The organism is Acinetobacter sp. WC-141, assembly GCF_000313935.1.
Taxonomy (GTDB): domain Bacteria; phylum Pseudomonadota; class Gammaproteobacteria; order Pseudomonadales; family Moraxellaceae; genus Acinetobacter.
Genome location: NZ_AMSS01000086.1, coordinates 33,920 through 58,790, shown reverse-complemented (window position 1 = coordinate 58,790; position 24,871 = coordinate 33,920). Strand labels below are relative to the sequence as shown.

General features: G+C 40.6%; 23 protein-coding genes, 3 tRNA genes and 2 pseudogenes. 8 read left to right on the top strand and 20 right to left on the bottom strand.

Annotated elements, in window-relative coordinates; all coding sequences use genetic code 11:
• Nucleotides 1-7 precede the first annotated feature (7 nt).
• The 7 genes from nusA to tpiA all read right to left on the bottom strand — a co-directional run bounded on the left by nusA (nucleotide 8) and on the right by tpiA (nucleotide 3,826).
• The gene (nusA, locus tag ACINWC141_RS16350; RefSeq protein WP_009393117.1) at nucleotides 8-1,492 is read right to left on the bottom strand and encodes a transcription termination factor NusA; all 1,485 of its coding nucleotides are present in this window, start codon (nucleotides 1,490-1,492) and stop codon (nucleotides 8-10) included.
• 36 nt (nucleotides 1,493-1,528) lie between these two features.
• Nucleotides 1,529-2,053 carry a ribosome maturation factor RimP gene (rimP, locus tag ACINWC141_RS16345; protein ID WP_009392981.1) on the bottom strand — a complete coding sequence of 175 codons (525 nt, stop codon included), beginning with the start codon at nucleotides 2,051-2,053 and terminating at the stop codon, nucleotides 1,529-1,531.
• A 215-nt stretch (nucleotides 2,054-2,268) separates the two neighbouring features.
• Nucleotides 2,269-2,345: transfer RNA gene (locus ACINWC141_RS16340), tRNA-Met, on the bottom strand.
• An 88-nt stretch (nucleotides 2,346-2,433) separates the two neighbouring features.
• A tRNA-Met gene (locus ACINWC141_RS16335) sits at nucleotides 2,434-2,510 on the bottom strand.
• A gap of 38 nt (nucleotides 2,511-2,548) precedes the next feature.
• Nucleotides 2,549-2,633: transfer RNA gene (locus ACINWC141_RS16330), tRNA-Leu, on the bottom strand.
• A gap of 56 nt (nucleotides 2,634-2,689) precedes the next feature.
• Nucleotides 2,690-3,019: a preprotein translocase subunit SecG gene (gene secG / locus ACINWC141_RS16325; RefSeq protein WP_005037186.1), complete on the bottom strand. Its 330-nt coding sequence runs from the start codon at nucleotides 3,017-3,019 to the stop codon at nucleotides 2,690-2,692.
• A gap of 12 nt (nucleotides 3,020-3,031) precedes the next feature.
• On the bottom strand, nucleotides 3,032-3,826 hold the full coding sequence (gene tpiA / locus ACINWC141_RS16320; protein WP_009393253.1) for a triose-phosphate isomerase: 795 nt from the start codon (nucleotides 3,824-3,826) through the stop codon (nucleotides 3,032-3,034).
• A gap of 291 nt (nucleotides 3,827-4,117) precedes the next feature.
• On the opposite strand from tpiA, the gene pilB reads away from it, so the two are divergent.
• The 4 genes from pilB to coaE are packed head-to-tail and all read left to right on the top strand — an operon-like array spanning nucleotide 4,118 to nucleotide 8,542.
• Entirely contained in the window at nucleotides 4,118-5,830 is a 1,713-nt protein-coding gene (gene pilB / locus ACINWC141_RS16315; protein WP_034678972.1) for a type IV-A pilus assembly ATPase PilB, read from the top strand.
• Between the two features lie 27 nt (nucleotides 5,831-5,857).
• Complete coding sequence (locus ACINWC141_RS16310) at nucleotides 5,858-7,084, top strand: type II secretion system F family protein (protein WP_009393255.1); 1,227 nt, start codon at nucleotides 5,858-5,860, stop codon at nucleotides 7,082-7,084.
• Nucleotides 7,084-7,944 carry a prepilin peptidase gene (locus tag ACINWC141_RS20630; RefSeq protein WP_009393101.1) on the top strand — a complete coding sequence of 287 codons (861 nt, stop codon included), beginning with the start codon at nucleotides 7,084-7,086 and terminating at the stop codon, nucleotides 7,942-7,944. Before ACINWC141_RS16310 ends, ACINWC141_RS20630 begins: the two co-directional genes overlap by 1 nt.
• A gap of 1 nt (nucleotide 7,945) precedes the next feature.
• Nucleotides 7,946-8,542: a dephospho-CoA kinase gene (coaE, locus tag ACINWC141_RS16300; protein WP_009393107.1), complete on the top strand. Its 597-nt coding sequence runs from the start codon at nucleotides 7,946-7,948 to the stop codon at nucleotides 8,540-8,542.
• Here coaE and ACINWC141_RS16295 read toward each other — a convergent pair.
• The 4 genes from ACINWC141_RS16295 to ACINWC141_RS16280 all read right to left on the bottom strand — a co-directional run bounded on the left by ACINWC141_RS16295 (nucleotide 8,539) and on the right by ACINWC141_RS16280 (nucleotide 12,050).
• The gene (locus ACINWC141_RS16295; RefSeq protein WP_009393217.1) at nucleotides 8,539-9,453 is read right to left on the bottom strand and encodes a DMT family transporter; all 915 of its coding nucleotides are present in this window, start codon (nucleotides 9,451-9,453) and stop codon (nucleotides 8,539-8,541) included. The two genes, coaE and ACINWC141_RS16295, sit on opposite strands and share 4 nt — an antisense overlap.
• 32 nt (nucleotides 9,454-9,485) lie before the next feature.
• A complete protein-coding gene (rlmB, locus tag ACINWC141_RS16290) occupies nucleotides 9,486-10,235 on the bottom strand; it encodes a 23S rRNA (guanosine(2251)-2'-O)-methyltransferase RlmB (protein WP_009393119.1) in 750 nt (249 codons plus the stop codon).
• A 101-nt stretch (nucleotides 10,236-10,336) separates the two neighbouring features.
• Complete coding sequence (gene ppnP, locus ACINWC141_RS16285) at nucleotides 10,337-10,663, bottom strand: pyrimidine/purine nucleoside phosphorylase (protein ID WP_009392983.1); 327 nt, start codon at nucleotides 10,661-10,663, stop codon at nucleotides 10,337-10,339.
• A 76-nt stretch (nucleotides 10,664-10,739) separates the two neighbouring features.
• On the bottom strand, nucleotides 10,740-12,050 hold the full coding sequence (locus tag ACINWC141_RS16280; RefSeq protein WP_009393259.1) for a tetratricopeptide repeat protein: 1,311 nt from the start codon (nucleotides 12,048-12,050) through the stop codon (nucleotides 10,740-10,742).
• Between the two features lie 114 nt (nucleotides 12,051-12,164).
• Here ACINWC141_RS16280 and recN point away from each other — a divergent pair, with 114 nt between their 5' ends.
• From recN to ruvX, 3 genes are all read left to right on the top strand, one after another.
• Nucleotides 12,165-13,832 carry a DNA repair protein RecN gene (recN, locus tag ACINWC141_RS16275; RefSeq protein ID WP_009392954.1) on the top strand — a complete coding sequence of 556 codons (1,668 nt, stop codon included), beginning with the start codon at nucleotides 12,165-12,167 and terminating at the stop codon, nucleotides 13,830-13,832.
• Nucleotides 13,833-13,957: 125 nt separating this feature from the next.
• Nucleotides 13,958-14,512 carry a YqgE/AlgH family protein gene (locus ACINWC141_RS16270; protein ID WP_009393099.1) on the top strand — a complete coding sequence of 185 codons (555 nt, stop codon included), beginning with the start codon at nucleotides 13,958-13,960 and terminating at the stop codon, nucleotides 14,510-14,512.
• The gene (gene ruvX / locus ACINWC141_RS16265; RefSeq protein WP_009393263.1) at nucleotides 14,512-14,952 is read left to right on the top strand and encodes a Holliday junction resolvase RuvX; all 441 of its coding nucleotides are present in this window, start codon (nucleotides 14,512-14,514) and stop codon (nucleotides 14,950-14,952) included. The genes ACINWC141_RS16270 and ruvX overlap by 1 nt, the downstream gene beginning before the upstream one ends.
• Nucleotides 14,953-15,009: 57 nt before the next feature.
• Here ruvX and ACINWC141_RS16260 read toward each other — a convergent pair whose 3' ends face one another.
• The 4 genes and pseudogenes from ACINWC141_RS16260 to ACINWC141_RS19890 form a co-directional block, all read right to left on the bottom strand.
• The gene (locus ACINWC141_RS16260; RefSeq protein WP_009392986.1) at nucleotides 15,010-16,011 is read right to left on the bottom strand and encodes an HlyD family secretion protein; all 1,002 of its coding nucleotides are present in this window, start codon (nucleotides 16,009-16,011) and stop codon (nucleotides 15,010-15,012) included.
• Nucleotides 16,012-16,050: 39 nt separating this feature from the next.
• On the bottom strand, nucleotides 16,051-16,257 hold the full coding sequence (locus ACINWC141_RS16255; protein WP_004795042.1) for a DUF1656 domain-containing protein: 207 nt from the start codon (nucleotides 16,255-16,257) through the stop codon (nucleotides 16,051-16,053).
• Complete coding sequence (locus tag ACINWC141_RS16250) at nucleotides 16,250-18,349, bottom strand: FUSC family protein (protein ID WP_009393211.1); 2,100 nt, start codon at nucleotides 18,347-18,349, stop codon at nucleotides 16,250-16,252. The genes ACINWC141_RS16255 and ACINWC141_RS16250 overlap by 8 nt, the downstream gene beginning before the upstream one ends.
• Nucleotides 18,340-18,472 (bottom strand): annotated as a pseudogene (locus tag ACINWC141_RS19890) (hypothetical protein). The gene ACINWC141_RS16250 and the pseudogene ACINWC141_RS19890 overlap by 10 nt, the downstream one beginning before the upstream one ends.
• A 367-nt stretch (nucleotides 18,473-18,839) precedes the next feature.
• On the opposite strand from ACINWC141_RS19890, the gene ACINWC141_RS16245 reads away from it, so the two are divergent.
• Nucleotides 18,840-19,613 (top strand): IclR family transcriptional regulator, encoded by a 774-nt coding sequence (locus ACINWC141_RS16245; protein WP_009393025.1) that lies wholly within the window; start codon nucleotides 18,840-18,842, stop codon nucleotides 19,611-19,613.
• 194 nt (nucleotides 19,614-19,807) lie between these two features.
• Here the strand turns inward: ACINWC141_RS16245 and ACINWC141_RS16240 are convergent, their stop codons facing one another.
• From ACINWC141_RS16240 to uvrC, 5 genes and pseudogenes are all read right to left on the bottom strand, one after another.
• Nucleotides 19,808-20,419, bottom strand: coding sequence for an alpha-ketoglutarate-dependent dioxygenase AlkB family protein (locus tag ACINWC141_RS16240; protein ID WP_009393241.1), 612 nt, complete (start codon nucleotides 20,417-20,419; stop codon nucleotides 19,808-19,810).
• Nucleotides 20,416-21,270, bottom strand: coding sequence for a methylated-DNA--[protein]-cysteine S-methyltransferase (locus ACINWC141_RS16235; protein WP_009393041.1), 855 nt, complete (start codon nucleotides 21,268-21,270; stop codon nucleotides 20,416-20,418). Before ACINWC141_RS16235 ends, ACINWC141_RS16240 begins: the two co-directional genes overlap by 4 nt.
• Before the next feature lie 125 nt (nucleotides 21,271-21,395).
• Nucleotides 21,396-21,983: a CDP-diacylglycerol--glycerol-3-phosphate 3-phosphatidyltransferase gene (gene pgsA / locus ACINWC141_RS16230; protein ID WP_009393091.1), complete on the bottom strand. Its 588-nt coding sequence runs from the start codon at nucleotides 21,981-21,983 to the stop codon at nucleotides 21,396-21,398.
• Nucleotides 21,984-22,101: 118 nt separating this feature from the next.
• Nucleotides 22,102-22,895, bottom strand: a pseudogene (locus ACINWC141_RS16225) (thioesterase family protein).
• Between the two features lie 120 nt (nucleotides 22,896-23,015).
• Nucleotides 23,016-24,815, bottom strand: a complete 1,800-nt coding sequence (gene uvrC, locus ACINWC141_RS16220; RefSeq protein ID WP_009392970.1) for an excinuclease ABC subunit UvrC — start codon at nucleotides 24,813-24,815, stop codon at nucleotides 23,016-23,018.
• Nucleotides 24,816-24,871 lie beyond the last annotated feature (56 nt).

Sequence of the window (24,871 nt, the reverse complement as noted above, 5' to 3'; positions counted from 1 at the left end):
TCATCTCCTAGTTAAACCATGATTCGCGAGCTTTCATGATCAATTGACCTGCTTTTTCATGACCAAGTCCTTCAATATCAGAGATATCGTCAGTAGCCTGATCTGCCAAATCATCGACAGTAATAATACCGCGAGCGGCAAGCGAGTAAGCGATCTCAGAAGTCATGCCTTCCATAGTTAGAAGGTCTGCGCTCGGTTCTTGAATATTTTCTTGCTGTTTCAAAGCATCAGTAAGTGCTGCTTCTTTTGCACGACTTTGCAATAACTCAACCAATTCAGCATCAAGCTCAATTTCGTCAAAAGTTTCAGCTGGAACATAAGCAATCTCTTCTAAAGAGGTAAAGCCCATTTCCACCAATGCCATTGCTAAATCTTCTTCAATATCGAGACGTGATACAAACATGTCAAGATATTGCTGAGCTTCATTTTGCTGACGAGCACGATACTCTTCTTCAAGCATCATGTCGAGTTTGTAGCCAGTTAAATCAGAAGCCAAACGAACATTTTGGCCTTGTGAGCCAATCGCACGAGCCAATTGATCGCTGGTTGCAAAAATAATATCGGCACTTCTTGCATCTTCATCAAGCACGATGCCTGAAACATCAGCTGGTTCTAATGCACTTGCAATGTATTGAGCTGGATCATCAGACCAGACCACTACATCAATACGTTCACCGTTTAACTCTTGTTGTACCGCTTGAATACGCGTACCACGCATACCAATACATGCACCTACCGGGTCAATACGATGGTCATTTGTTTTCACTGCAATTTTAGCACGAACGCCTGGCTGACGTGCCGCCGCTTTAATTTCAATAATTTCTTCAGAAATTTCAGGAATTTCTTTCTTCATTAAAGCAATTAACATTTCAGGCTTAGCGCGCGATAATAACAACTGAGCGCCACGACCTTCACGGTTAACATTATATAAAATCGCGTTCATGCGTTGTTTTGGACGAAGAATTTCTTTAGGAATCATTTCTTCGCGCGCAAGATAAGCTTCAGCGTTGTCACCTAAATCGATAATGAAACCATCTTTGGTTTGTTTTTTAACTTCACCGTAGATTAACTCACCAACTTTAGACTCGTATGCATCAGCAACTAAAGCACGTTCAGCTTCACGAATTTTTTGTACAATAACTTGTTTTGCAATTTGTGCAGCGATACGACCGAACTCAATAGATTCCACTTCGAGTTCACGCACATCACCAATTGACCATTTAGATGGGTCAAGGTCAGAAATCGCATCTTGGCAAGCTGGCATTTCATGATCTTCATCTGCCACAACAGTCCATTGACGGAATGTGCGGTAATCACCAGTTTTGCGATCGATTTCTACACGAAGCTGAGCTTCTTCAGCATGCGTACCTTCGTAAAATCTTTTCTTCGTTGCAGCAACTAGAGCTTGTTCTAAAGCCTCGAAGATCGCTTCACGACTAACACCTTTTTCATTACTAACCGTTTCAACAACGGTAAGAATTTCGCGGCCCATAAGTCACCTACCGATTTCTTATAAAATTTAATAAATTTAATCTTGATAGATCAAGTTTGCTTTATCGATATTGTTGCTGTCGATCTCAAGCACGTGCTTCCCATCAACTTCAACCTGAATTTCTTCATTTTCAAGATCTACTGCGATAAGTTTTGCTTGAAATTTACGACGGTTTTCTACTGCTGCAATCAAACGTAAAGCTATTTGTTGTCCAATGTAGCCTTGTAACTGTTCTAGTTGAAAAAATGGACGATCCCAGCCCGGTGAAGAAACTTCTAATGAATACTCACCTGAAATTGGATCATGGACATCCAGCATTGCGCCAACTTGTTGTGTTACACGCACACAATCTTGTACACCAATACCACGGCCTTGTTCTACTTCGCCATCTTCATTAAGTACAGGCTCAGCATCTTCACTTACCGCTTTATCGATATAAATACGCAATAATGAACGTTTGCCTTGTGGGAGAAACTCGATTCCCCAAAGGTCGACACCACATGCTTGTACTGCAGGAACAATTAAGTCATGCAATGCTTGGGATTTATTTGATAATTTCATTTACTCTCGTCATTCTCGTGCGATTCAATCGGTTGTTTTAACCGACACAGACCTACTATAGTGAAGCATGACTATTTGACCAATTGATGTCGAAACTACACGATAGCGATACGATAACCAATAAAAAAGGGCGTTAATCGCCCCTATCTTGCACAGAAAACAATAGTCCACTGTGCAAAAAGGCCCACTTGTCTGTGAGCCTCTTTTAAGAAACTTGGTAGCGGGAGCTGGATTTGAACCAACGACCTTCGGGTTATGAGCCCGACGAGCTACCAGACTGCTCCATCCCGCATCAACGTGCAAAAATTATATACAAATATCAAATAAAGTCAATGTAAACTTTCTCGATACTGTCTGATTAAGTTGCACCTTAATCAATTTGGTAGCGGGAGCTGGATTTGAACCAACGACCTTCGGGTTATGAGCCCGACGAGCTACCAGACTGCTCCATCCCGCATCAAAAAACTGCTTGCACTCAACTTTCTGGTTCAAAGTTGGTGCGGAAGGGGGGACTTGAACCCCCACGCCCGAAGGCACTACCACCTCAAGGTAGCGTGTCTACCAATTCCACCACCACCGCAGCTTGTGGGACGCATTCTAGTGCTTCCAACTGCAAAAGGAAAGCCTTATTTCGAATTATTGACTCGTTTTTGGTGCATTTGGTGAAGTTTCAGGCGATGTTGTTTGAATTGGTGCTGTTGTTTGTACGGTTTTCAAACTATATGCCTCAGTAGTCTGTTTTTTCGCAAAAACAGCTAAGGTTAAACTCGTCACAAAAAACAGTGCTGTTAAAACAGCAGTAAGGCGAGTAAGGAAATTAGCTGAACCTGATGCACCAAATACAGTTGCTGCTCCGCCACCACCGAAAGAGGCACCAGCGTCCGCACCTTTACCGTGTTGCACTAGAATCAAGCCAATCATCAGTACCGCTAAAATAATATGTACGATCAGTACAAAAGAGTGCATACCCTATCCTCGTTATTTACTTTGTGCAAAGGCTTCTACGATTTGATAGAAAGAGGCTGCATTTAACGAAGCTCCTCCTACCAACGCGCCATTAATATCTGGACATGCTGCCAACTCGACTGCATTTTCAGCTTTTACACTACCGCCATATAAAATCGCAATGTCTGGACCCGCAGAGGTAATCTGACTTAAACCTTCACGGATTTTAGCATGCATTGCCTGTGCATCTTCTGGTGAAGCAGTTTTACCTGTACCAATTGCCCAGATTGGCTCATAAGCAATTACAATTTGCTTTTGCCACTGCTCTGCGGTCACTACAGGAGCTATATCACAGATTTGTTGCAATACAACCTGCTCTGCCGAACCTTGTTCACGCTGTTCGAGGCTTTCACCTACACAATAAATGACAGTTAAGCCTGCATTTAAAGAGTTTTGGAGTTTAGCCTTCAAAATTTCAACGTTATCACCTAATAAATCACGGCGTTCAGAATGACCCACCAATACAAAATTAATTTGGCTATCTTTTAATAATTCTGCACTGACTTCACCCGTATAGGCGCCCGTACCTGCTACACGAGAAACATCTTGTGCAACTGTATATACTGTTCTTGCAGCATCTTGCAATTGTGTTTGTACCATTGCAAGTGCAATAGAAACCGGAGCAACCCCGACATGACAGCTTTCATCTGTAATTTCGTTTTGTTGCAATAGTTGTTTAAATTCTTCTATAAGTTGTTTGGCATTGGCACGCATTGGGTTCATTTTCCAGTTGCCAACTACCCAAGGCGTAATCGTCGAACCCGACATACGGCTCACCTTTCATCAAAAATGCAGCACATTCTACACGCATTTCTACAAATTTCAGATACTTTTCTTTAACGGCTTTGCTCATATCTTTTCTACTATTTGAAAACAGTAATAAAACTTTATTGAACCAAAAGCCGCACCTTTTAAAAATTAATGAATAAAAACTTCGACTGGTTCAAGCTTTAACAATCGGATCAAGACGAGAGCATCATTTTCTCAGGTAGTAATTTTAGATAACAAAAGTATAATTTTTTATATACCAATTATAAACATATGAGCACAGGTAGGCAGATGTCAGTCATACATACATCTCCAAAATTTTCGGGGTTTTTTCGACGATTAGTCGAAGAAAAACATGTGTCGGCAGCGACCATGCAAACAGTATTAGATGCAGCAAAAAGAGCTAAACGGGATACGGTTGCGTACCTGATTGAAGAGATTCATCTATCTCCTTCTTTATTAGCTGAAACAATTTCTATTGAATTTGCTGAACCATATTTTGATCTGGACGTTTACGATCCCAGCCAAATTCCCAAAGATTTGGTCGACCAGAAACTGATTTTAAAACATCGGGTCTTACCTCTTATACAAAGAGGACAGATTTTATATGTTGCGACCAGTAATCCCAGTAATATTGAGGCTATTGATGCTATTCGCTTCAACAGCAAGCTAATGGTTGAGCCAGTTATTGTCGAGCATCATAAACTTGAGAAAATTCTGGCGCAGCAATTTACTGAAGAAAGCAATTTCGAGTTTAGTGATGAAGAATTTGATCTTGATGTAGATCTTGATAATTCAACTGCTCCAGAAGAGGATGAAGATACTCCGCAGGGCGATGAAGCACCTATTGTTAAATATATTAACAAGTTATTAATTGATGCGATTCGTATGGGAGCTTCTGATTTACATTTTGAACCCTATGAAAAATCGTATCGAGTCCGTTATCGGGTCGATGGCGTTTTGCGTCAAATTGCCAATCCGCCTTTGCAACTGGCTAATCGTTTAGCTTCACGTTTAAAAGTAATGTCTCAAATGGACATTTCCGAAAAGCGTGTCCCTCAAGATGGTCGTATCAAACTTAAGTTATCGAAATCTAAAGCAATTGATTTTCGTGTGAATTCACTTCCGACCTTATTTGGTGAAAAGCTAGTTCTGCGTATCCTCGACCCATCGAGTGCCATGCTGGGAATTGATGCTCTAGGATATGAAGAAGAGCAAAAAGCGCTCTTTATGGAAGCATTAGATAAGCCACAAGGTATGCTTTTAATCACAGGTCCGACGGGTTCCGGTAAAACAGTATCTTTATATACAGGGCTCAATATTTTAAACACTGAAAGTTCCAATATTTCGACTGCTGAAGATCCAGTCGAAATTAACCTTGAAGGTATTAATCAGGTGAACGTGAACTCTAAGGTAGGCCTTACTTTTTCGGCTGCGCTTAAATCATTTTTACGTCAGGATCCTGACATTATTATGGTTGGTGAGATTCGTGATTTAGAAACAGCTGAAATCGCGATTAAGGCGGCTCAGACGGGGCATATGGTCATGTCTACGCTCCATACCAACAGTGCCCCTGAAACACTTACTCGCCTACGTAATATGGGAGTTCCCTCTTTTAATATTGCGACATCGGTCAATCTGGTGATTGCTCAGCGTTTGGCGCGTCGATTATGTCCACAATGTAAAATAGCTGCGGATATTCCTAAACAGAGCCTATTAGAAATGGGTTTTACTGAACATGATCTCACACATCCCGATTTTCAAGTTTTTCAGCCAGTCGGTTGTCCAGAATGTCGGGAGGGTTACAAAGGTCGAGTTGGTATTTATGAAGTAATGAAAGTCACACCTGAGATTTCCAAGATTATTATGGAAGATGGCAACGCTTTAGAAATCGCTGCTGCTTCTGAAAAATTGGGGTTTAGTAATCTGCGTCGCTCAGGTTTAAAGAAAGTCATGCAAGGTGTTACTTCTTTACAAGAAGTCAATCGCGTGACCAGTGAATAAAAGACAATTTAAAATAAGGATAATGTCATGACTGTCAAAAAGGCACAATTGATGCCGACTTTTGCTTATGAAGGGGTTGACCGTAAAGGCGTAAAAATTAAGGGAGAACTTCCGGCTAAAAATATGGCTTTAGCCAAAGTCACTCTACGCAAACAAGGGGTAACTGTCCGTAATATTCGGGAAAAGCGTAAAAATATTCTTGAGGGTTTATTCAAGAAAAAAGTATCAACGCTCGATATCACGATTTTTACCCGACAACTTGCAACCATGATGAAAGCTGGTGTTCCATTGGTACAAGGCTTTGAAATTGTAGCGGAGGGTTTAGAAAACCCAGCTATGCGCGAGGTAGTGCTTGGTATTAAAGGTGAAGTTGAAGGTGGTAGTACTTTTGCCTCTGCTTTAAGAAAGTATCCTCAGCACTTCGATAAACTGTTTTGCTCGCTTGTAGAATCGGGCGAACAATCGGGTGCGCTTGAAACTATGTTGGACCGCGTGGCAATTTACAAAGAAAAAAGTGAATTACTCAAGCAGAAAATTAAGAAGGCCATGAAATACCCGGCCACAGTTGTTGTGGTAGCCATAATCGTTACTATTATTTTGATGGTTAAAGTCGTTCCCGTTTTCCAAGACTTGTTTTCTTCCTTTGGTGCAGATTTGCCTGCTTTTACACAAATGGTTGTCAACATGTCGAAATGGATGCAGGAATACTGGTTCATTATGATTATTGTGATTGGTGCAATTATTGCCGCATTTCTGGAAGCTAAAAAGCGCAGTAAAAAATTCCGTGATGGTTTAGATAAGCTCACTCTTAAATTACCCATCTTTGGTGATCTGGTTTACAAGGCAATTATTGCCCGCTACAGCCGTACTTTAGCCACCACGTTTGCCGCTGGTGTTCCGCTCATTGATGCGCTTGAATCAACGGCTGGTGCAACCAACAATGTTATTTATGAAAAAGCTGTAATGAAAATTCGTGAAGATGTTGCTACAGGTCAACAACTCCAATTTGCAATGCGTGTATCAAATCGTTTTCCATCTATGGCTATACAAATGGTCGCAATTGGTGAAGAATCTGGTGCACTAGACAGCATGCTCGATAAAGTTGCCACTTACTATGAAAATGAAGTTGATAATGCCGTCGATGGCTTAACTTCAATGATGGAACCTTTAATCATGGCAATTTTAGGGGTACTCGTAGGCGGTCTGGTTATTGCTATGTATCTTCCAATTTTCCAAATGGGCTCAGTCGTATAATGCAAGAAATGATTGCTTATTTTATTCAAAACTTAACTGCACTTTATATTGCAGTTGCATTATTGAGCCTGTGTATTGGTAGCTTTCTAAATGTGGTGATTTACCGCACCCCAAAAATGATGGAGCAAGATTGGCATCAAGAATGTCAAATGTTGCTCGATCCTGAGCAGCCCATTATTGACCATGGAAAACTGACATTAAGTAAACCTGCTTCCTCATGCCCAGCGTGTCACCAGCCCATTCGCTGGTACCAAAATATTCCTGTCATAAGCTGGTTGGTTTTAAAAGGAAAATGTGGGCATTGTCAGCACCCTATCAGTATGCGCTACCCAGCCATTGAACTACTCACCATGGCATGTTCACTGATTGTGGTCATGGTATTTGGCCCAACCATACAAATGCTTTTTGGATTAATCCTTACTTGGATTTTAATTGCTTTAACCTTTATTGATTTCGATACGCAGTTATTACCTGATCGCTTTACCCTGCCTTTGGCCGCACTTGGTTTAGGCATTAATACCTTTAGCATTTACACCAGCCCAACTTCAGCCATTTGGGGTTACTTAATCGGTTTTTTATGCCTGTGGATTGTGTATTACCTGTTTAAAGTCATTACAGGCAAAGAAGGCATGGGCTACGGCGACTTTAAATTGCTTGCCGCATTAGGCGCTTGGATGGGGCCATTGATGCTGCCATTAATTGTGCTATTGTCATCTTTACTAGGTGCAATTATTGGCATCATTTTACTAAAATTACGCAATGACAATCAGCCCTTTGCCTTTGGGCCCTACATTGCCATTGCAGGTTGGGTTGCCTTTTTATGGGGTGACCAGATTATGAAAATCTATTTGGGAGGTTAAGATGGCTTTTATTCTGGGAGTCACAGGTGGAATTGGTAGCGGAAAATCTGCTGCAACACAATGGTTTGAGTCCCAAGGAATACAAGTCGTCGATGCCGACATCGTTGCTCGCGAAGTGGTTGAAAAAGGCCAACCTGCCCTGCAAAAAATCCAACAAACTTTTGGAGATTGGGTGCTTCAACCTGATGGAAGCCTAGACCGTCGTGCTCTACGCGAGTATATATTTCAAAATCCTGAAGCAAGACAAACACTTGAGAAAATTACTCACCCTGCAATTCGTCAGTCTATTATTCAACAGCTACAAAACCCCAAAAGTCCATATGTGATTTTGGTTTCACCGCTACTTTTCGAAACCAACCAGCATGAATTGGTTAACCACACTTTATTAGTTGATGCGAGTGAACAAACTCAAATTCAGCGTGCCAGCCAGCGCGATGGACAAAACCAAGAACAAATTCAGAAAATTATTGCCGCACAAATGCCACGTGAGCGTAAACGCGAACTTGCTAATGACATTGTGTTTAATGACGGATTACTCGAGCATTTATATCAGCAATTAGAGCCCTTACATCAAAGCTATTTGAAGCGCATAAACTAATCTTGTTTATTTTGCTGCTGAATTTTTTGTGCCAAGCTGTCTTGTCGAAACCAGCGCCAAGGTTGTAAGGTACCGATTCCCATTCCAACCAAGCCCACAACAATCGATGGGCTTAATGTTTCACCAAGTAAAGGTACAGCTAAAATGGCAGCAATAAACGGCGCCAAAGTTACAATACTTCCTGTTTTAAAAGCACCAAGTCGCTGAATCGCTGCTACATAAGTCAGAGTCGCAATAATAACCACAAACACACCATGGAAAATGCCCTGTATCGCTAAATGGACAGGACTGACTTGCATGAAATGTTTAGGCAAAAATAAAAGATAAATGGGCAAATAAATAATTGCAGACCAAATCGCAACACTTGCCATAGAGTGCCATGCAGAAAGTTTCCACTGTTTAAGTAACACAGTAAAAATGCCCCACCAAATCGCACTAATAAAAAGGAGTAAATCACCTACTCCAAAAGCAGAAGCATTACTTTGCAGCATCAAAGCGCTCATAAGGGCCAAAGCGGCTATCATGATTGCGAGACTCACCCATGTATGTTTATCAAAGGGCTGCCTAAATAAAATGTATGCTGCAAACGCAGTACAAATTGGAATACAGCCATTTAAGAAAATTGCAGCGTGCGCCGCGGGAGCATAGAGAAAAGCAGTATAGACGGTAAGACAATAGATGACACCGCCAATGAGTGCCAAAATAACCGCATGCTTACTCCATAAAAAAGCGAGATCTTTCTTATAGATCAGAATAGGCATTAAAATCAGGAAGGCTAAAGCGAAGCGCAGTGCGGCAATGTCCCAAGCACTGATGTGCCACTGTGCATTTAAACGGGCAAAAAGTGTAAACCCGCCCCAAATGCACATGGTCACCAATACAAAGAAATAACCTTGCTTACGGGGAGACATATCAAGACTTAAAAACTAGAAAGGCAGCTAAATTATACCTCAGAACGCTGACGGCAAGCCTCATAAAGTGCCATACCAGTCGCTACACTGACATTTAGACTTTGTAGATTTCCAGACATCGGAATATAAACTTTATGATCACACTGTGCCTGTGTAATAGGGCGCAAACCTGTATCTTCGGCTCCCATCACAATCACAACTGGGCCAGAAAAATCACATTTTTGAAGTGGTAACGCGCTTTCATCAAGCATGGTACCAATCACACGTACATGCGTAGTTTCTTTAAGATGAGCTAATGTACGGGCTAAATTTGTGACTTGAATGAATTTAACTTTCTCGGCTCCACCAGCTGCAACTTTACGAGCAGTCGGGGTCAAACTTGCTGAGCGATCACGAGGTACGATGACTGCTTGCACGCCCATCGCAGCAGCGGTACGGATACAAGCCCCTAAGTTATGCGGGTCTGTCACCTGATCTAACGCCAACAACAAGGCATCTGGAGTTTCACTTAAGATTTTATCAAGATCTTGTTCATTTAAGACAGGATGCGGACGCACTGCTGCAACTACACCTTGATGAAATGGTAGACCTGCAAGTTTTTCAAGACTATCGCGGCTTGCTTTTTGTACACTGATTCCAAAAGGTTCTGCCAATTGCAAAATCTTTTGCAAACGCTGATCATCCCGTCCTTTTAAAGTAAACAGGGTTAGCACACGCTCCGGCTCAAGCTCTAACAATGACTCCACTGAATGAACGCCATAATAATATTCCTGTTTTGCCATGCATGACCTCTAACAACGTTTGAGCAAAAAAATAAAATCCTGCAAAGCCAACTTCGCAGGATTTCTTTGGGCATAGTGTACCCGATTTGAACAGGAATTTCTTAGCCTTCTAAATGGCACACGTAATCGAGCACTTCATCAGTTTCGATTTTGAAAACACTATTTCCAGGCACATAAAAAGATTGGCCTGCACGAAACAATTCGCTTTCATTACTGTCTGCAATTTTTACGCGGCATTCACCTGAAATAATTTCCATACGCTCAGGAACATGCGTTTCAAAAGTTAAAGGTTGCTCAGTCGGCAAAATAACACCTAGTGTTTTTTTCGTTCCATCTTCAAATTGCACAGTATGGCTGATACATGCTCCACCAAAATAAACGTTTGATTTTTTGATGACCGTTACATGATCAAATTGGTTTGTACTCATGCACACTCTCCAGATAATGCCGTATTTATATAAATTATGATGAATGTAGTTTAATTGTGCCTAAATAACTAATCAATCAGTTTTCATACGGATAGACTTGTAATTTCCACTGCTCGGCCTGAATTTTTTTGGCAAAAGCATGAGGTAAGTTAATCTCGATATTTCGACTATTCGACACAATTGCATCGTATCTGCAAACTTCGACCTGATTTTCATCGAGGAGCACCCAACACACTCTTTGAGCTGTTGGATGGGCAACTGCTGTAGCAATTACTGGTGAACCGTCATTCATTCCTACATGAAAATTTTCACTGTCGCTTTGCATTAACGCCAGATCATAAGCTGGAAAATCGATACTATCTGAATCAAATTGTTGGCTATCGTGTATAAGCACGCTCTGTTTTAAAGTCGGCCAAATACAATAACGCAGATAATGTTGATCCATCACCCGATTATCCAGATAACGTCCGGTGGCAACATAATCCCTGATATGTGCTTCAATATTATGAAAAATCCCCGTACATCCGCCCCACATTCCAGCCAGAATTAGCTCAGTATGAGAATAGTTATCTCGCATTAAGTGAAACCACTTATCACTTTTGAGCCATGCATCTACAGCAGCCTTTTCACGATGCGACACAATAGAGTCGGCATCACGTATCAGAAAACGCTTAATTGTCGGATCATCCATCACAAAAAAACGCCAAAATAGCCCTGATAATTGTTTTTGAGAGTCCGTCACTTGTACCACTTGCGCGCCCTTCTCTTTTAAGCGCTGTTGAATAGATACTGGCACGGTATCATCAACATAAAATCGGCATGTCCACTCTGGATAAATCTGTTTAGCTAACTCAGTATTTAAAATAGAGGTTTCACAATAACGTGGGTTTGCTCCAAACAATGAAAAAGCAATAATATTTTCTTGAGGGTTTGAACTAAACTCGGGTGGTGCATGATTTGGAATCGGCAAAACAGGCTCACTCTTAGCAAGTTCTTTTTTTGTTGTAATTGCCAAGCGTCCAAATTTGATTGTTTCTTCTTTTTTATTTAAATGATGACAAACTTCTGTAAGTCCATCATATAAATTTGTATTTACAGCAGGACCGCTGGCCTGAATCGCTTGTAAATAATGTTGATAAGCATCGTTATAACGGCCTAAGCGTAGTTCGGTATAAGCCAAGTCAGCTAAAGCTCCCGGATGTTTAGGAACTAAACTAACAGCTTGTTTAACATGTTGATAAGCTTTGGCATAATCGCCTTGTGCGGCAGCTTGTTTAAATGCATTAAAATGTTGATTTAAAATTTTATTCATTTCCGCAGGATTGTTTTTTTTGTGACGGTTGATCATCCCTATGGGCGGTTTCGGTAAGCTTAATGTTTTTTTCATTGTAAATATCCGCAATCTTGCTGTTCTATAATTTCAGTTAGAATAATAGATCACTTGTAGCAAATTCAAAACTTCTCTATCTTTAACCCATAATTTGGCGCGTTGGATGCGTTTATGCTCACACATTTAACTTTAATTAATTTTGCATTAGCTGATCATTTAGCTATTGATATAGAACAGGGATTTAATGTTCTAACAGGTGAAACAGGTGCCGGAAAATCATTATTACTGGATGCACTTTCTGCCTGTCTAGGGGAACGTACCGATACGAATTATGTCCGCTATGGTTCGGACAAAGCGGATATCACCGCCGTTTTTACCTATCAAAATAATAGCCCTGAAGCAAAATGGCTACAAGAACACGAGCTAGATGATGATTCTGGGGAAATTCATTTACGTCGTGTTATTTTTGCAACTGGCCGTAGTAAAGCATGGGTCAATGGCCGCCCGAGCAGTTTATCTGAACTTAAAGAGTTAGGTCGTTTGCTCGTTCAGCTCTATAGTCAGCACAGCCAGCAGCAACTTCTTGAACCGCCTTATCCAAAGCATTGGTTAGATCGTTATAACAATTTTTATGTTGAAGCGAATGATGTACGTGAAGCCTATAGCACATGGCAACGCACGATTCGTTTGCACCAAGCAGCTTTAGATGCGCAAGCAACCCGTTTACAACGCATTGGCACTTTAGAACATCAAATTGAAGAACTCGAAGAGGTCATTCAAACTGACTATAAAGAAATTGAGCAAGAGTTTGATCGTCTTAGTCATCATGAACATATCATGCAAGACTGTAGCTATAGCTTAAATGTTTTAGATGAAGCCGAGCAAAATATTACTCAAGAAATGTCTTCGATTATTCGCCGACTAGAGTCCCATGCGGGACGTAGCGAACACCTTTCTGAGATTTATAATTCTTTATTGAATGCTCAAAGTGAAATAGATGATGCAACAGCAAACTTGCGTCAATTTATTGATCGTCAAAGTTTTGATCCAGAGCGAATGGAAGAGCTCAACTCTAAACTTGAGGTTTTTCATCGTCTGGCACGCAAATATCGAACTCAACCAGAAACGCTCAAAGAGGAATATGAAGCTTGGCAACTTGAGCTTGAGCAGTTACATCAACTTGAAGACCCAGAAACTCTGGCAGAGCAAGTTGAAAAATCGCATGAGGAGTTTTTAGAAAAAGCTCAGCATTTAGACAATATACGTCGTGAAGCTGCCGCTCCGCTTGCTAAGCAACTAACGGAACAAGTGAAACCTTTAGCGCTACCAGAGGCACACTTCGAGTTTAAGTTCGAACCATTAGAGCAACCAGGTGCAGAGGGTTTAAGCTTTATCCAACTTTTATTTACTGCCAATAAAGGTATTCCTCCACAACCATTGGCACGTGTGGCTTCAGGTGGTGAGCTTTCTCGTATTGCACTCGTGATGCAAGTCATGAATGCAGAAAAAACTGAAGCCGAAGTATTAGTGTTTGATGAAATTGATGTCGGGATTAGTGGTGGCACTGCAGAAGTTGTAGGACGTTTACTTGCCGATTTAGCACAACATGTTCAGCTCTTATGTATTACTCACCAAGCACAAGTTGCTGCACAATCTGATCAGCATTTATTAGTGAAAAAACAACAAACTGACCCAGCCAGCAGTACAATTGTGGAACTTGATGAAAATCAAATCATTTTCGAGTTAGCTCGCATGTCAGGTGGTGTGGAAATTAATGAAACAACCTTGCAGCACGCAAAACAATTACGCCAACTTAAATTTCAGGCTTCTTCAAATTAATAAAGAAAATGAGAGAAAAAGATTGGCGAAATCCGATTAACTCTTGTATGTTGATAAAAAGAACCTATATAGATAAAAGGGTCGAGAGGCCCTCTAGTGACATTTTTTGAGGGAGAACCGCTTAGGTGACCAAACAATATCTGACTCACCGTTGTCTGATTGCCCCGCCAGAAATGGCAGATGACTTTTTCGCAAACACTGTAATTTATCTTGCCCGTCATGATGAAGAAGGTGCCCAAGGCATTATTATTAATCGTCCTTCTGGTATTCAAATTAAAGAATTACTCAATGATCTCGACATTGAAGCAGACAATGTAAATCCACATGCGGTTTTACAAGGTGGCCCTTTACGTCCTGAAGCTGGATTTGTTCTTCATACTGGGCAACCGACATGGCATTCATCTATTGCTGTGGGTGAAAATGTTTGTATTACCACCAGTAAAGATATTCTTGATGCGATTGCCCATAATGAAGGTGTAGGTCGATATCAGATTGCTCTAGGCTATGCGAGCTGGAGCAAAAATCAGTTAGAAGACGAAATTACGCGTGGTGACTGGCTCATTTGCGATGCCGATATGGACCTGATTTTTAACCTGCCTTATGACGACCGTTGGGATGCAGCTTATAAAAAAATCGGTGTAGATCGTGCGTGGTTAGCATCTGAAATCGGACACACTTAATGACCGATACACCATCAAAATCGATTATGGCTTTTGACTTTGGCACTCAAAAAATGGGAATGGCGATTGGCCAATCTTCAATTGAAAGTGCCAACCCTCTCCCTCTATTTATCATGAAAGACGGTATCCCGAACTGGGATCAGCTCTTAAAAATCGTGAAAGAATGGCAACCTGATTTATTTTTGGTTGGCCTACCATTAAATATGGACGATAGCGAGTCAGAACTTTCTACACGTGCTCGCAAATTTGCTAGACGTTTACGTCATCAAACCAACATAGAAACATTGATGGTGGATGAGCGTTTAACTACACGTGAAGCGAGAGAAGAGCTCGGTTTTTACCAAGAGCAAGGTCGAGCGAAAAAACTATCAGCAGATAGTTTTGCCGCGGCACTACTTATTCAAAGTTGGTACAGAAATCCTGTAGGTCTAACGCCATAAGACAAAAAAGCATGTAGTTTTAACTACATGCTTTTTTTAAATTAAATCACTTCGATTTTATTTTTCAACGATATGTACAGTCGCTGTTCGTCCAGAAACAAAAGCAAGCTGATTTTTCGGTGTTTCATCTAACACAATCTTCACAGGTACACGCTGCGCTAAACGAACCCAACTAAAAGTTGGATTTACATTAGCAAGAAGCTTAGAGCTACTTGAACGCTCACGGTCTTCAATACCCGATGCAATACCTTGTACATGGCCTTTAATTTTCTGGTTATCACCCATTAATTGCACAGTAGCCTGATCGCCTACATGAATACGGTTTAACTTCGTCTCTTCAAAATAGCCCACCACATAGAGCTGTTTACGATCAAGCAATGCTGCAACAGCCTGCCCCACTTGAACATAGTTGCCTGGACGCATATCAAAGTTAGATAAAGTCCCATCAGCGGGAGCAATGACTGCGGCACGATGCATATTAAGTTCGGCTAAATGTAAATTGCTTGTTGCAACCTCAATGAGAGCCTGTTGTTGCTTAACCGTTGCTTCAGCCTGCTGAATTGCTGCTTCTAGCTGCTCATGCTCTGCATGGGATTGATCACGTGTTGCAAACACTTGGTCTTGTTCTTGTTTAGAGATAGCCCCATCCATTAAGTTTGAATAACGACTGGCATTTTTCTCGGCCAATTTGATATTGCTGGCCGATTTAATTAAGTTTGCTTTTGCTTGAGCTAAGCCTGCTTCTGCTTGAGCAAATGCTGCTTTCGCTTTTGCTAAATCAGATTTTGCTTGCTCTACATCTAAAGCTCGGCGAGAAACATCAATTTTAAAGAGTACCTGACCTTTTTTCACAGTCTGGTTATCTTGCACTAATACTTCTGTGACAAGACCCGCTACATCTGAAGATACTTGAATCACGTCACCACGCACTCGTCCATCACGTGTCCACGGCGCTGCATTATAGTAGTTCCACAAATGCACAATGGTATAGACCGCGACCATTAATGCGACAATCAAAATTACTGGACGGATGACCTTTTTCAAATCCACCTGATTCATTTCACTCACCTAACTCAATCTTTAATTTCGCATTCATCTCTATGCACCCACCCCAACAAAAATTTGATGTATGACCAAAAGCAATAAAAGGTAAAAACACAAATTAAAAATACTAGGTAATGCAATCCAGCCTTGTGCAATCCACTTATTGGTCAAAGGACTTAACCCACGAAAACATATATATGCCAAGAGCGCTTGAACGAGCAAAGAAGGCACGTAAATACCATAAACATTAAACTCACCCATTTGCTGTGGCTCCTCTTAAGGTACTGTTTTCATTCATTTGATCTGATGAAACATGACACATGCTATAAGCAATATTGTTAAGTGAAATGAGTAATCTTTGTCGCATGGTCATATCTTCAATATTTGAAGCAAGCTGTTTTAATTCAAATAAAGCGCGATGGATTTGCTCGACCAAAGCCGCCGTATTCTCTACATCATTTTCTTTGGCTCTAAACAGTTCATCTAGATTTTGTTGCAGATTTCCGATGTGATGAGCCAGTTCTGAATTTTGAGGAGACTGATTTGCCAGTTCTTGTAATCTACTTAAATCGACAATACTGCTCGATTCAATCAATGCCTGATGAATTGAGGTTTTAATCTCGTTAGATTGCACCACCTTACTGTTAAGAATACCAATTCGGTCCAGCATGCTGCGTAAGTGAACTTTAAAATCAAGGCCATAAGGCAAATAGATCGCCTGTCTCATTGCACGATAATGCAAGGCCAAAATACGGCTCGCGCTCGTGTCCGGAGACATTGCCCGAACAACGTCAATAACAACCAACGACACTAAAACGCCCAAGATCATGGCAAAAGAACCATCAAGATAAGACACTGCATCCATGCTATAAGCATTATGTAGATTTAGGCCCATCATGGTGTTAATCCCCAAAACCATACCCACTGGCATCAGCATCTGGTTGGCCATCATGGACACTGCAAACAGGAACATCGGTAATAAAACCAGTCCAAGTTCCCAGAATGTGGTGACATGAGGAAAAATACCAAATGCATAAACGAAGACTAAAACTGCTGAAGCAATACTGCCCCAGATAAAAATACGCAAAACTGGAACAGGGTTATCTAAGGCCGTTAAAATACAGGCAGTTACTGCACCCATTTGCGCCATCATAAATCCAGCTTTCCACCCCGAAATAATCCAGCCGCCAGTCACAATAAATGTAATGAGGACTGCACTAATACCACCTCGTATAGCTACCCCATGGTCACGGTGTAAACTTGGATATTTGGTGGTCATCGGAGTAATGTTGTCAGGGATTTCTTTATTACCTTGCTGAATTCGTTGCCACAAAACTTTAACTGCTAAAACATTACTAATAAAATGCCGCACGTCCATTTTCATGGCTGCCACCAAAACTTGCTGATGTGTAGAAGCAGATTCCATTAAACTCAAGAAATCACTTTCAAACTCATCTGGTAACTGCAAAATATTTTCATCAATAATCAGATCTTTTTGCTCCAGAAAATGTACAACATGCGCTGAAAGCTGTTGCAGTTTTTCTGAATGAGTTTCGATAAACCGAAGTTCTTGAAGCTGCTTAATACGCTCAGATAAAGCGACCAGATTCGCAACGACCATTGAAATTTGATGAAGCATTTCCTGCAAAGGTTTGGTCATGCCATGTAACTCACCCTTTTCATAACTCAAATGTACTGCCAAAGCATGAATATCGGTGGTGTCGCGAGTAATGGTCGCTAAAAGTTGAGTATTGTTCTGCTGCGGATCAGCAGTTAATAAATTAGCAAACAGATTCTCTGTATCTTTAAGCGTTTTGATGACGCGCTGTTTAATCGCAGAACCAATATGCATTGGAAGAACGGTGGCAGAAACCACAGCGCTTGAAATCACCCCAATCGAAATCTCAATGACCCGAGCTAAAGCAATATCAAAAATATTGTATTGATCAATATACGTAATCGCATTGAAGACAATCATGGCTGTCGAGTAACCCGCCAGCATAAAAGCATAACTACGTGGAGTCCGGTCGAGTAAAGACACATAAAGTGCAAAACCCACCCACAACGACAACACCACGGTAAATAACCAAGGTGTATTAATGAGATGTGGCGTTAGCGTTAAGGCAACCACTGCCCCCCCCATCGTTCCTATAACACGATAGACACACTTAGAGGACACCATTCCTGAATAAGGGTTGGCAATAATCAGGACTGTACCAATCGACCACATTGGATTAATCAGATCTAATTCAAATGAAACAAATAACGCCAGCATTCCGGCAATAAATGTTTTGATTGCAAAGATCAGATCAAGCCTACTCGGGCGAAACGCCAGTATTTGCTTTAATAACATGAACTCATCTCAAATACAGATTTGAACTGATGAGCATGCTCGTCAATGTTAAATTGTCTTTTCTAAAGACAACAAAACTTTGTCATTTGCCTAAAAGCAAATGAGATGAGGAGCATCCTTCAATACAATGATTTTTCCACATCCTGCCTGATTGGCCCAGATGATTTCAGTTGGGACGTTATTTAAACGGCCAAACTTTGGAAAGAAGAGGTATCAAGAAATTCGCCTAGAACCGACTAATTTCTCAATTAGATATTTTGTTTGGCAATTTTTTCAAAATAAAGCGATTTAGTCAACTAAAATATCTCTATTTGATAATTTGATATGTTTTTTAATAATCGTATATGATGTATGAGCCAAGAGAAGTTTTCTCTTTGTCAGAGTAAAATACTCAAATCAGGCATTTATTTTAGAATTGAGACAAATTTTCTTTTTTTCTGTTATAAAAACTCAAAGATGACTCGTTGTTAAAGGATACGAACAAGACACTATGGCAATTTCAAGTTTTGGCAAAATTTTAACCGTACTGGACCTATTTTCAGTTTCGCGTCCAGTGATTAATGTCGATATTATTTGCGAAGAACTTGGCTTGTCTAAACCAACCAGTTACCGTTATTTAAAAGAACTGGTGTCTACCGACCTATTAAAACGCATTAATGGGACCTCTGGCGATTATACCTTAGGCTCAAAAATTGCAGTTCTTGACTATGTATCAAGAACAACAGACCCATTGGTTCAGATCAGCACACCATTTATGCGCAATATTGTAGAGCGTACTGAACTGTGTTGCTTGCTCACCTATTTAAATGATGACTATTGCATTGACATTCATCATGAAATATTTAAAGACACCGAATTACTTTCATATGGCCGAGGCTGCCCAAGACCTATTTACGTTGGCTCATCTCCAAAAACGATGGTTTCGCATTTAAGTAAACAACGGATGCAGGACTACTATCATCGTTACCAGCAAGAATTAAAACAATCTGGTTTTGCAGAAGATGAACCGAGCTTTATTCAGCGTATGCGTAAAATTAAAAAACAAGGATTCTATTTCTCACAAGGTGAGATTGATCCGAATGTTTCTGGCCTTGCCGTTCCAGTTCGTTTTTCGAACAAAGAGGTGCCTTTAGCTTTAACTTTAGTGGCTTCTAAAAATCGGTTTGATTTTTTAAATATTGAAAAGCTCATCGAAATTTTACAAGAAAATGCAGCACTTATTGAACAACGTTTTATGGAGTTATCTGAAAAAGGTGAAATCTAAAACCCTACCTTATGATAATTTAAACTTTTCTTACACTTTAAAACATTGAATATCTCACAATATTCTCATATTATGATTTTAGCTCCTATTGATGATTCTTTTCATCAGCAGCTCATCAATAGAAGCATCCCCCTCAGAGGAATAAGCTCATGTTGCCACCATGGGCTTTTTTCTTGCCCAATTTTTAATAAAACTCATGAAAACTGAAACTGCCTGAAAGTAAGATTGATACGCGGCTGTAAAATCTTGGTTGAGCGATTTAAATGATGTTGCCAATGTTGTTGCGTCTCGCCGCGCATCACGATAAGTTGACCTGGTTGTAGCCATAATTCAACTTTCTCTTTACTCCGAATGTGTCTAAAAGAAAATTTACGAGTAGCTCCAAAACTTAAAGATGCAATCGTTGTGGTTTTTGCTAAAGACACATCTGAGTCGCTATGCCAACCCATACCTTGAGTCCCATCTTCATAAAGGTTTGCCAAGCAAGAATTAAATTTTTCTGAAAGTATTTGCTCTACTTGTTGTTTTAGTTGGGCAAGTGCTTTATCCCAAGGCAAAGAATCACGTGCGACACCAGAATATTTATATTGATAATAATTATCTCCATACCATGCAACTTTTCTGGGGGTAATAAAGTGCTTGCCATATAACTTAGCCTCGTCATGTTTCCATGCGAGGTGCTGGTAAAGATAGTGAAAATATTGTTCAGCTTCTTCAGGGCTTAAAATACAACCATAGTCCTGAACTTCACCATCGTAGGGTAATAAATTCTCACAAGGTTCTGGAGAAAATAAATCCAAAGTCATACGGTCTCTCCATGTTGCTTTGACATCTCCCAAGCTAACAATGCCAATTTACGCCCCTTTTGCCAATGATATTCTCCGACCATTCCTGTTGCGCGGATCACTCGATGGCAGGGAATCAAATATGCAATCGGATTTTGTCCAATTGCGGTAGCAACAGCTCGAACAGCTTTAGGTTTGCCAATTTGCTCAGCAATATCTTGATAGGTCCGCAATTGCCCTTCTGGAATGGTGAGCAAGGCTTCCCATACTTGCAGTTGAAATGGGGTTCCAGCCAAATTAAGAGGAAGTTTTTGCTGTAAGTGTTCTGAAAAGTCTTGTTCGAACCACTCTGCAACTTGTTGATGCCAAATCGGCGAGTGATTTATCAATTGAGCCTTTGGAAAATACTGCTTAATTAAATCTTCAATATTCTCACGAGTCTCGACAAAACGAATCGAACATATGCCCTTTTCACTACTTACAACCAAGAGCTCACCAAATGGGCTTGTCTCAACTGAATAATTAAGTGTGACCCCATCGCCTTGCTGTTTATATTCACCAGGCGTCATCCCTTCGAGCTGAATAAACAGATCATGTAAACGGCCAGTACCCGACAAACCCGTGTTTAAAGCAGTTTCTAATAAGCTTCGCTTTTGCAACAGATAATATTTAGCCTGTTGCAAACTCATATATTGAACAAATTTTTTCGGGCTAATACCCACCCATTCTTGAAACTGACGTTGGATATAACCTGAACTTAAATTCATATGACTTGCTACATCGTCCAGACTGGGTTGCTGGTCAAGATGTTCATATAAATATTCAATTACATTGGCAATTACAGCAAATTGCCGAGAAGAAAGCATTTGCATGTGTCACCTCCTTAGCACTTATATCTTACATTAAAGTAGCCAAAGCTCGGTGACGACCCGATTCTTGCACTTTTGAAAATAAAAAAGCCTTTCATGATAGAAAGGCTTAATCATTCAATATGTGCTTAAGGTTGCTTTAAATAAGGCCAAGCTGCTTTTAGGTAAATAAACATAGACCATAAAGTTAAAATGACGGCGGTATACAACAACGCATAAGCCAACATTTCTAAAGGCTGCCAATTGAGTAAAAACACACTAATGGCAATCATTTGAAAAGCTGTTTTATATTTGCCTACTGTCGATACAGCCACACTGGTTCTTGCGCCAAGTTCTGCCATCCACTCACGTAAAGCAGAAACTGTAATTTCTCGTGAAATGATAACAATAGCCGCAAAAGCCATGGATATTGTTGGATTCCATTGCACTAAAACAATAAGTGCTGCCGCCACCATGAGCTTATCTGCAACTGGATCTAAAAAACGGCCAAATGCTGAAGTCTGGTTTAAAGTTCGTGCCAAATAGCCATCAAACCAATCGGTAATAGCAGCCAACACAAAAATAGCAGTCAAGATAATATGACGACTCATATTTCCTGCTTGCTCACCAATACCCATTGCAGGCGGCCAATACACAATCACCAAAAATACAGGAATAAGCGCGATACGCGCCAATGTTAGGATATTTGGGATATTCAGGATTCGCCCTGTGGTCATAAACACCGCCAATTTAGTCTTCATGCATCTTGTAACAGACAAAAATACATTCTTCAATATTGTATCTATCTGTAACAGCCACTTTATACGAAATATATGAATCGAGGAAGTAGACTGCTTAGGTAAATACCGTAACAGTTTGCCGTAAAATTGCAATTAAATGATCATTTTGGTCCCAAAGATGGGCATATTCTGTGGAATAACCTTCACCGGCATATTCAGTCACCACTTTATATTTAAACCAGTCACACAATTGATGTCGAAACGGGTGAACATAGGTAATGTGCCACGTTAAAGAACTTGCAGGAGCAACTTGTTTAAACATCGGCAATACACCAGGCGGCCAAATATCCATCAAAACAATTAAATCTGGCAATGTCATTTGACGATTTTCATGCTTCTCTGGAGAGAACCTTGCTCATCCTCCAAAGTCAGCATACTGACTTCCTGTAACAGGATAATGACCTTCTGCCAGCATACATCAAAATGTTGATAGCATTCTGGCATTTGTCTAGCAAAAGGAATCGGCTGTAAATCTTCAGGTGGTGCATAAACTGGCACAATAGGTTCTTGCCGTACTTCAATATTCGACGCACGAGGTACACCAAAGCTTGCGACCAAAATAGTTTGTACCGCACCATCTTGCCATAAACGGGTTTCAAGTGTAGTGACCGACTTCCCTTCCCTTAAAATTTCAACAGTCAATTGAGCAGGCCCCTGCTGTACAGGTCCCACAAAAGTAACACTACAACTTAATAATCTCTTATTGGCGTCTTGAATATTGCAGCACGCTTTTTGCATCAGCAATCCCGCAACAAGACCGCCAAACACTGTCCGTCCTTGCAACCACCCTTCAGGTATTTCAATCCATTCCTTTTGTTTTATTTCTTCAAACAATTGCAGCAAAGACATTCCTTTCCCTAAAACAAAAGTGTTATTAGGGACGATCTTTCATCATTTTGTTTTGAAAGTGAATGGTCAATCCTTTAGTAATTGGCGAGCTATTTTGTCACTCCGCCTTTAAAATGATGCTTATTCATGCAGAATTTTATAAATCGTTCTTGCCATCATTTCACCAAAACCAGGCACAAGCGTGAGCTCTTTTTCAGATGCCTTCAAGACACCTTGAATCCCACCAAAATGGGTTAATAAATCTCGACGGCGCTTTGGACCCAATCCTGGAATCGCTTCTAAAACTGAGGTACTACGGCGTTTATCACGTTTAGCTCGGTGTTTAGTAATAGCGAAGCGATGGGCTTCATCACGCACCTGTTGAATTAAGTGCAATGCTTTATTGTCTTCTGGTAATTGAATTTTTGTGCCATCTGTAAAATGGAGTGTTTCAAGACCCGGTTTACGACCTTCACCTTTAGATACACCCACCATAAAAGCATCGAGACCAAGTTCTTGCATGACTTCCATCGCCATGTGAAGCTGACCTTTACCACCATCAATCAACAATAAATCAGGCAATATGGCTTTTTTATAACGTCGTGTTAAGGCTTGGCGCATAGCAGCGTAATCATCACCACCAGTAATATCTTGAATGGCAAATTGGCGGTAGTCACGCTTACGAGCACCACCTTGGTCAAACACCACGCATGACGCAATTGGAGCTTCACCCATGGTGTGACTAATATCAAAACATTCGATACGATCGACGGGTCTTCCAATCACTTGTTCTAACTGATGGAAACGCTCATTGAGTTCTAAATGGTTACTCAACTGCCCTTTAATCGCATGTTGAACATTCATTTCGGCGAGCTCTAGCCACTCGGCACGAGTTTCTCGCACACTACTCTTAATTTGAACTTTCTTACCAAACTGCTGTACCAATGCTTCTTCTAATTCTTTACGGTCAGGCAATGCAATATTCACGATGAGTTCATTTGGTACTTCATCGGCAACCTGAAAGTAAAAGTTAGCCATAAAGTCACTAAGCATTTGACCAAGATCATCACCAAGCATGTCTGGGAAATAACTTTTGCCACCTAACATTCGTCCATTGCGAACATACATAATCTGCACGCATGTCACGCCTGCTTGATATGCAATTGCCAGAATATCAGCTTCACCTTTGACTTTAAAAACAGCTTGTTGCGCTTGAACTTCACGAAGTAAAGATAATCGGTCACGGTAAAAAACAGCTTTTTCAAATTCTAGTTCAGCTGCCGCTTGCTCCATTTTGGCAATTAACTCTTGATTGAGTTCCTTCGTATCACCTTGTAGGAAACGGATACTGTTATTCACGTCTTCTTTATAATCTTCGGGTGAAATCAGGCCGACACAAGGTGCAGAACAACGCTTAATCTGATATTGCAAACACGGACGCTTGCGCTGTGCGAAGTAGCTATTTTCGCACTGCCGTACATTAAAAAGTTTTTGCAGAACCAGTAAAGTATCACGAGCACTATAGGCGCTTGGATAAGGACCAAAGAACTTTCCAATTTGATGCTTCCCTTTACCACGACCACTAGCAAGCCGAGGATAAGGTTTATCTGCTGAAATAAAAATATAGACATATGACTTATCGTCCCGCAGCATGATGTTATAAGGCGGACGATGTTGTTTAATTAAGTTTTGCTCGAGGAGTAGTGCTTCAGTTTCTGAACGAGTGACTAACGTTTCAATATTATAAATTCGTGCAACTAAAGCCTGAGTTTTAGGATGTTCAATCGTTTTAGCAAAATAACTCGTTACCCGATTTTTTAGGTTTTTTGCTTTGCCCACATATAACAATTCACCCTCTTTACCTAGCATTTTATAAACGCCTGGAAGTTGGGTCATGTTGGCTAAAATTTTTTCAATATGGGGACGAGCGTTTTGATTCACTATTGGCATACATGGCTTAATACTGAATACCTAATGTGATGTTTTCAACCCTACTT

Coding starts and splice junctions, on each gene's coding strand:
- secG (WP_005037186.1), bottom strand. CDS start 3,019: ATGCACTCTTTTGTACTGATCGTACATATTATTTTAGCGGTACTGATG.
- ppnP (WP_009392983.1), bottom strand. CDS start 10,663: ATGAGTACAAACCAATTTGATCATGTAACGGTCATCAAAAAATCAAAC.
- ACINWC141_RS16250 (WP_009393211.1), bottom strand. CDS start 18,349: ATGTTATTAAAGCAAATACTGGCGTTTCGCCCGAGTAGGCTTGATCTG.
- ACINWC141_RS16240 (WP_009393241.1), bottom strand. CDS start 20,419: ATGACTTTGGATTTATTTTCTCCAGAACCTTGTGAGAATTTATTACCC.
- ACINWC141_RS16235 (WP_009393041.1), bottom strand. CDS start 21,270: ATGCAAATGCTTTCTTCTCGGCAATTTGCTGTAATTGCCAATGTAATT.
- ACINWC141_RS16295 (WP_009393217.1), bottom strand. CDS start 9,453: ATGTCTCCCCGTAAGCAAGGTTATTTCTTTGTATTGGTGACCATGTGC.
- tpiA (WP_009393253.1), bottom strand. CDS start 3,826: ATGTCGGGTTCGACGATTACGCCTTGGGTAGTTGGCAACTGGAAAATG.
- ACINWC141_RS16260 (WP_009392986.1), bottom strand. CDS start 16,011: ATGAATCAGGTGGATTTGAAAAAGGTCATCCGTCCAGTAATTTTGATT.
- pgsA (WP_009393091.1), bottom strand. CDS start 21,983: ATGACCACAGGGCGAATCCTGAATATCCCAAATATCCTAACATTGGCG.
- pilB (WP_034678972.1), top strand. CDS start 4,118: ATGTCAGTCATACATACATCTCCAAAATTTTCGGGGTTTTTTCGACGA.
- rlmB (WP_009393119.1), bottom strand. CDS start 10,235: ATGGCAAAACAGGAATATTATTATGGCGTTCATTCAGTGGAGTCATTG.
- ACINWC141_RS16310 (WP_009393255.1), top strand. CDS start 5,858: ATGACTGTCAAAAAGGCACAATTGATGCCGACTTTTGCTTATGAAGGG.
- ruvX (WP_009393263.1), top strand. CDS start 14,512: ATGACCGATACACCATCAAAATCGATTATGGCTTTTGACTTTGGCACT.
- nusA (WP_009393117.1), bottom strand. CDS start 1,492: ATGGGCCGCGAAATTCTTACCGTTGTTGAAACGGTTAGTAATGAAAAA.
- ACINWC141_RS16280 (WP_009393259.1), bottom strand. CDS start 12,050: ATGAAAAAAACATTAAGCTTACCGAAACCGCCCATAGGGATGATCAAC.
- ACINWC141_RS16245 (WP_009393025.1), top strand. CDS start 18,840: ATGGCAATTTCAAGTTTTGGCAAAATTTTAACCGTACTGGACCTATTT.
- ACINWC141_RS16255 (WP_004795042.1), bottom strand. CDS start 16,257: ATGGGTGAGTTTAATGTTTATGGTATTTACGTGCCTTCTTTGCTCGTT.
- coaE (WP_009393107.1), top strand. CDS start 7,946: ATGGCTTTTATTCTGGGAGTCACAGGTGGAATTGGTAGCGGAAAATCT.
- rimP (WP_009392981.1), bottom strand. CDS start 2,053: ATGAAATTATCAAATAAATCCCAAGCATTGCATGACTTAATTGTTCCT.
- recN (WP_009392954.1), top strand. CDS start 12,165: ATGCTCACACATTTAACTTTAATTAATTTTGCATTAGCTGATCATTTA.
- ACINWC141_RS20630 (WP_009393101.1), top strand. CDS start 7,084: ATGCAAGAAATGATTGCTTATTTTATTCAAAACTTAACTGCACTTTAT.